Source organism: Shewanella sp. SR44-4 (assembly GCF_014163715.1).
In the GTDB taxonomy this organism is placed as follows: domain Bacteria; phylum Pseudomonadota; class Gammaproteobacteria; order Enterobacterales; family Shewanellaceae; genus Shewanella.
The window spans coordinates 1-6,707 of record NZ_JACJDU010000085.1 but is presented as its reverse complement, the minus strand read 5'-3'; the positions used below and the strand labels follow the sequence as shown (position 1 = coordinate 6,707).

The following is a 6,707-nucleotide window of genomic DNA, read 5'->3' as shown; positions in this document are numbered from 1 at the left end:
AGTCTCTTTGAAGTGGTCAATATGCATGGTGAGCTCCCGGAAAAAAGGAGTATAAGATCATAGCTAAATGTTAACGTCAAATAGTGTATTTAATTGACTGAAAAATGTTCACGATCTCGCCCTGGTTGTTAATTGGCTTGATGCAACTTTTACTCAAAACGGAACGTCCAGGCTTGTGTGCTGGTATTTATGCCGCAATTGTTTTCATTTTCAGCTTAATAGTTGATGTTAGTTTTATCGATGTAATAATTGGTACGGCAGTTTCAGGCGTGTTAGCATTTATTTATTTTTGGTTACTCGATCGCTTCAGAGACACATTTACTTTCTGGATAATATTTGTAGTGGGGCTTGTTCTAGGTGTTATTTAGGTTCACTCGTAATCGTGAGATAACAATTGTATTTAATAAGTCTACAAGATGTTTGGCTTTGCTCTGTTATTACAATCTTTAGTTAAATGTTATAGTGCTTGATAATTATTGCATTATGTACAAGGATGTCATGTTTTTAAATTGAAAAAATAGTATTCATACTGGTATTAGTCAACGCCATTCATATCAATAACATGGCCATGATTATAATCCCTTATCATTAACAAAATATGATCCCGGCCAAGCTCGAATGTTATCATTGAATTTTTACTGATTCATGTGTAAATATACATATTTTAAATTTTACCACCACTTAAAAATTTTAGAAGGATATATTCACATGTGCATAAAACATAAGTTACTTATAATGCGAAATATCTACTTGTCGGCCTTTGTATTGCTGGTTTATAAAAATCACTTATATGCTAATGAACCTAGTGAGTTAGGTTTTTTGTATAAGCAAGTCATCGATGCGCCAAAAAATAAATCATATAATGATGCAATCAGTAAAGTCATTGAAGTGAAAGATAAATATAAAGGCGACCTACAAAGCCAGTTTGCCATAAATCAGCCGTTAACAACGTTATATTCATATGTAGGACAGTATGAAAAGGCAATTAGTTTTCCTACTGATGATCCACTTATTACCGAAGATCTTATTGAAAGCCTTGTTCCAATATCGGCAGTAGACAAAATACTAACAATGTCCAAAGAAACTCAAATTGTCATGATAAATGAGGCGCACCACATCGCTCTTCATCGTACTTTAACAAAATCTTTACTGCAAAAGCTATGGAGTAGTGGGTATCGTTACTTAGCAATTGAAACTCTATCAAAGAGAGATGTTGACATCAATATTCGAGGGTATGCTATCGAACGCTCTGGCACATATTCTAACGAACCCGTATATGCCGAAATGATCAGAACAGCTAAAAAACTTGGTTATCAAATTATAACGTATGATGATTCTTCGGGTAATGAAAGAGAGAAGGTAGCAGCTAAAAAAATATATAACGCGTCATTTTCTATTAATAAAAATGCCAAAGTTATAATTCATTGCGGCTATAGTCATATTTTAGAAAAAAATCTTAAAGACAAAAGAATCTGGCTAGCAAACGAATTGGCTAATCTTACCGGTGTCAATCCGCTTACCATTAGTCAAACTAATTTAATGGAATCGAAAACGTTAGAATTTGAAAATCCGATTTATAATAAAATTTTAAACAAATTTAACCCGATAAATCCAACCATTTTAACTGATAATTTGGGGGCCGTATGGTCAACCATGCCAGGGCAGCACGATGTTGATGTCATTTGGCCGAGAACGACATACACCAATACTCGACCAGATTGGTATATTAAAAATTACGACTTAATCTCATTTGAAGGCAAATGGTGTAGAGATAAATATCCATGCATTATTGAAATCAGAAGGGAAAATGAATTGAACGCTGTACCATTTGATCGACTACGTATTGAGCAGAAGCCAAACGAAAAAATCGTACTGCGTTTACCTTCTCATGAATCTATTATATTTGGTTTCAATGAACACGGAGAACAAGTTTTTAAAGGACCAACAAAAAATCATTAGTAACGGTAGATGTGATCATAAACGAAAAAAATAATATGACTATCTTAACTGAATGAACATTGGGCACTCCACTACGCTTTAATTGCTCATGCTAAAAATGAAGATGGCTAGATAAAGACAAACTATTGTCAGCTTAGTATCATAAAAATGGATGGCTGATTAATTGTATCAATTGTTCAAACTGCCTGATGGTTTAGGTCGAATGCTTGCAAGTGCCCCATCTAAAATAACTTCAACGGATTTTTTATAAAATGAAATATATCCTAAAAATGTTAAGTGTTACTTTTTTGTTTTTAATTTTTACTCTGGGCTGTATACCTAAGTCTTCAGCAAATAAAGATGAAATTAATGGCAAATGGCAATTAACCAAAGTGCAGTACGAAGATGATAGTTCTAACTTTTTAGACGGTGGTAATGTTGTCGTCATTGAAGATACTAGAATAATCGAAATTTTCTCAAATCAAAGTCGTAAAGCTTATAGTTATTATAGGGATAATAATATCCTTTATGTGACTTCAGGTGATGAAATTATTGAATGGAAAATACAATCATTAGATAGTTTGAATTTGCATCTAAAAACCCCAATAGGTGTTTATATATTAAAGCGCTAGAGGCTATGTTGTAGTGGTCAACTACTTTTGAGCAATATGTTGAGTTTAGCGCCTGAATAGGTTCAACACCTTAAACCTCAGACTGTACAAGCATCCAGATATAAATCAAATCTACTATAAATGCTGAGCAATCAAAAAAACTATGCTCATTTTTGAGAGATTATATTCTAAATAGACTAAACATCTCAGCTGAAAACTGGCTAAAAATCACAATTGAGTTTGGATCATTATTCAAATGTGTTGTCAGTGCATTACCTGTCTTAACAGAATACTGTGAGCATCTAGAGCGAAACAACTACAAGGTGCATCAAACTGCCAGCGCTAGTTGTGTACTTAAGGTTTAACTTCTAAACTAAAAATAAAACCATCTCTTAGCATCTAATTAAGGATGACTACCATCTTTACTGACGCATGCAATAATAACCACTTTTTGGGGCTTTCCTTGGCTAAGTAAGATAGGCCGCGCGAAGTCGCGTCCTATCTCAAGTGTTGCACAAGCCTAAAACCTCAGCTGTTTCGCCCTATTAACTATATCATCATAAAAATGAATAGCAGGTTTTCATCTCCTGATGACTTAATACTGAACGGCTCACGTATCTTTGGTCAAGTTGTTAAGGCGTTTTCCGTCGATGGGCTCAAAAAATATGGCCTATCTGAACAGGTTCCAGATAATGGTATTGTCTGCACCTAGACTCCACAGCAGCACAACGGCGGCCAGTAAAACCTCTAGAACTAATACACCAATGGCTAGCGTTGTGCTTGATATAATAAAACCTTGTTGATTGCTGATGCCTAAAAAGCTTGGTGTACCGCTATAGAGTAAATAGCCGGTATAACAGATGCCCATAATACAGGCGAGTGTGCACAACCAAATCATAGGGTATATAGCAAACAAGCCACTTAAAAACATCGGTGTAGCCATGTAACCAGCAAAGACAATACATTCATTTCTGCTTGGGCAGTTAGGGTATTTACGTGCCAACCAATGGATCAAACTACCGACTATTGTCACTGCCGTTAAAATTAACGCATAAAATAAAATCCCCAGGCCTAAACCACTCTCCATTGAGACCTTGATTGTGTCTTCACCACCAAAAGTCCAACCAAATTGTGTGGTACCAATAAAGGTACTGACCACTGGAATCGCCGCCAACCACAGTACATGATTTTTGTACAAATGACTGACTGTTTCATGTCCATTACTTATGTCGCGCCATTCTTTATCAGGATGATGTACAAGTCCCCAAACGTGATTAATCATGCTTCCTCCTCGCTTATTCAAGCGACAGTTTTTTATAAAACCTAAGGTTACTGGCACACGACTGTGTGTCTTAGATATCAGTATAGGAGGTAAGCGGATATTTGCTTTGTGCGGCGGTATTTTGTTATCCGGTAGTGAGTGGCAACTACAGTTAGAGTGTACTGCTCAACTATCATAAAAATGGCTGGCTTGGTTTCTTTTCTCAACGCGGAGTAATATTTATTACCCGTTATATATTTAATCTAATAATTTAAAGACCAAACCAGTTATTGCGATGATCCCAATTACTGAGTCCTAAATAGTGATCGATTAGCGCTCGACTAACGTATTGACGCTGTTAATTTTTTATTAGAGATCTATTATGTGGTTTAGTTCAAAAATTAGTAGGAAAGCGCTGGCATTGCAGCTAGTTACCACGCATCAGTCAGCTGCTGTTGTGGTCGATGCTCAGCAGAATATTATTGCCGTTAATGATGCTTTTAACCAATTAAGCCAGCGCTTAAAACAAGCTGGTCATAATCAAACCTTTAATTTGTTACTTACTCGTTATGACAGTAGTAGCAAAACTATTCGCTGTGATGAAAACTTACACATTAGTCAGCAAGTTATCTCACTCACTTATAAAAACTTAGAGTCTTGCTCACTTTATACGTTTGATGCTGTATTAACACCGTTATTAAATGAAAGTGTGTGGCAAGAGTTATTAGCTTTTAGTGGCAAGGCCTATGTTGTATTTGATAACAATGAAAAGTTAGTAACAGCTAATCTGGATCCCGTAAACACTGATTTTATTTATTTAAATCAAGCAGATATAAATTTACAGAAAACGTTACAAAACGGGCTTAACAGTAAAGATCAACTACTTTGTTTATCTGAGCAAGATAAGGTCTATTTTCGTGTGGCGCGCCACAAAATTGATTCTGGTAATCAAAAACTTATAGTCTATGTATTATCCCATCAAGAGCAAAACCAGCATATAAAGCAATTCGAAATGTTATCAAAGGTGGTAAGTAATACTAGCACTAGTGTATTGATCACTGATAAATATGGTTTAGTCGAATATGTAAACCCGGGTTTTGAAAAACTGTCAGGCTTGACCCTTGCAGAGGTTAAGGGAAAAAAGCCCGGTATACTTTTGCAACGTGAACAAACCGACAAAGAGACGATTAAGCGCATATCTCAAAAGCTCAAAGCAAAACAAGCCTTCTATGAGGAGATATTGAATTTTGATAAACATGGGGTGCCATATTGGATTGTATTGGCAGTAAATCCGATTTTTAATGAAAAAGGTGAGCACACAGGCTTTGTTGGTGTGAGCTCTGATGTGCGTGAAATCAAACGTATTGTGTTAGAACAGATTAATCAAAGAGATGCAATAAGCAGTCATTCGGCTGTGTTAGAGTTTAACCAAAGTGGTCAGTTTATTTCAGCTAATGACTATACTAAAAAGCAGTTAAATTTACACGACGATGTAAAAATGCAAACTGTAGTGGGAAATTTAAAAGACCACTTAGACCATTCTCGTACGCAGATGATCCAACGAGGCGAACCGACAGCAGTCATGATGAAACTGATTCATCAAGGCACTGAAGTGATTTTAGATTGTGTTATTTCTTCAATTACGGATTTGAATGGAAATATTTCTAAGTATATTGTTTTTGGCAGTAATGTTTCTTCTCGTAATAAGTTAGTGACCGAAACGCACAATGCGATGTCTACTGTGTTGAGTAAAATTCAAAATACGGTAACGACTATTAATGCGGTCGCCGATCAAACAAACCTATTAGCCCTCAATGCAGCCATCGAAGCAGCAAGAGCGGGTGAAGCCGGACGTGGATTTGCCGTTGTTGCGGACGAAGTTCGTAATCTTGCGAAAACGTCAAATGACGCCGCGGTTCAAATTGGCCTACTCATCAATGAAACTCAATCTCATGTTGATGAGTTAGCTTCTTTTTTAAGTGAATAAGTTGAGCTCAATTCGCTCTAGTTGCCTATAATTTGTTCAAAAGACTTATAATAGAAGCCCACTTTAATGAGTGGGCTTGGAATGAGTTGGCTTATGCGTTTCTTGAATGAGCCGCTTGCCCCAATGGCCAATAAATAAGATAAGTGCACTGGCAGATTTTACTCGTTCCCGACTAATTTGTGGGAGGGCAGATTTACCTATTCCTTTATAAAAAACCAAGCGTTATTAGATGAAGCGGCAGGGTGGGCTTTATGGCTTATGTCGAGATCTATTCACTAACAGAAAGGCACATCCGGCTCAAGATGACTACCATAGTAGAAATATCTTATTACACCTGTATTTAACGCCGAATTAACTCAGCGATAAAAGGTAAACAACCAGCAGGCTTATTGGCTTGTGTCAGTAATGAACGTCAGGATATGCCTAAAGGATTGGTGCTCAGCGTTAACGATTATATTGTGCAGGTAGATAATACAGGGCGAATCATTCGAGAGGATAAGCGCAGTGCAATTAGCTCAGGTAGCCAAGACATTCTCAATAGACTTAATATTTCCGCTTAAAACGGGCTAAAAATCACCACTGAGTTTGGCTCATTATTTAAAGTTTTTTTCGAGGCATTACCAGCTTTAACAGAATATTTCGAACATCTAGAGCGAAAGCGAGCACAAGGATCATCGAACTGCCAACGCGGGTTGTGTGCTTAAGACTTAACCTTTAAAACTAGAGCTCAGACTGAAACAATAACCTCATTTTGTGCTTGATATCAACCAAGCCGCGAATGCTTTGGTAATCTCCCCATTTTTAGCTGAGGTCAAAAGTAGAGACTTAGGCCACTAGTGCCAGTTTTTGCTTTGGTGGGATACCACCAATTGCTGTATTGGGTCTTTCATTGTTATAAAACCATAGCCAT

At 36.8% G+C, this 6,707-nt stretch carries 4 protein-coding genes; 3 read left to right on the top strand and 1 reads right to left on the bottom strand.

The genetic code is table 11. From position 1 onward, the window contains the following. Positions 1–708: 708 nt before the first annotated feature. Together H5125_RS21185 and H5125_RS21180 are read left to right on the top strand one after the other, a co-directional pair. Positions 709–1,959: a hypothetical protein gene (locus H5125_RS21185; RefSeq protein WP_182745383.1), complete on the top strand. Its 1,251-nt coding sequence runs from the start codon at positions 709–711 to the stop codon at positions 1,957–1,959. A 251-nt stretch (positions 1,960–2,210) separates the two neighbouring features. Then, positions 2,211–2,570, top strand: coding sequence for a lipocalin family protein (locus tag H5125_RS21180; RefSeq protein ID WP_162022750.1), 360 nt, complete (start codon positions 2,211–2,213; stop codon positions 2,568–2,570). Between the two features lie 649 nt (positions 2,571–3,219). Here H5125_RS21180 and H5125_RS21175 read toward each other — a convergent pair. Next, the gene (locus H5125_RS21175) at positions 3,220–3,831 is read right to left on the bottom strand and encodes a Yip1 family protein (protein WP_162022751.1); all 612 of its coding nucleotides are present in this window, start codon (positions 3,829–3,831) and stop codon (positions 3,220–3,222) included. Between the two features lie 361 nt (positions 3,832–4,192). Here H5125_RS21175 and H5125_RS21170 point away from each other — a divergent pair, with 361 nt between their 5' ends. Continuing rightward, positions 4,193–5,797: a methyl-accepting chemotaxis protein gene (locus tag H5125_RS21170; RefSeq protein ID WP_162022752.1), complete on the top strand. Its 1,605-nt coding sequence runs from the start codon at positions 4,193–4,195 to the stop codon at positions 5,795–5,797. Positions 5,798–6,707: the final 910 nt, after the last annotated feature.

Coding starts and splice junctions, on each gene's coding strand:
- H5125_RS21185 (WP_182745383.1), top strand. CDS start 709: ATGTGCATAAAACATAAGTTACTTATAATGCGAAATATCTACTTGTCG.
- H5125_RS21180 (WP_162022750.1), top strand. CDS start 2,211: ATGAAATATATCCTAAAAATGTTAAGTGTTACTTTTTTGTTTTTAATT.
- H5125_RS21175 (WP_162022751.1), bottom strand. CDS start 3,831: ATGATTAATCACGTTTGGGGACTTGTACATCATCCTGATAAAGAATGG.
- H5125_RS21170 (WP_162022752.1), top strand. CDS start 4,193: ATGTGGTTTAGTTCAAAAATTAGTAGGAAAGCGCTGGCATTGCAGCTA.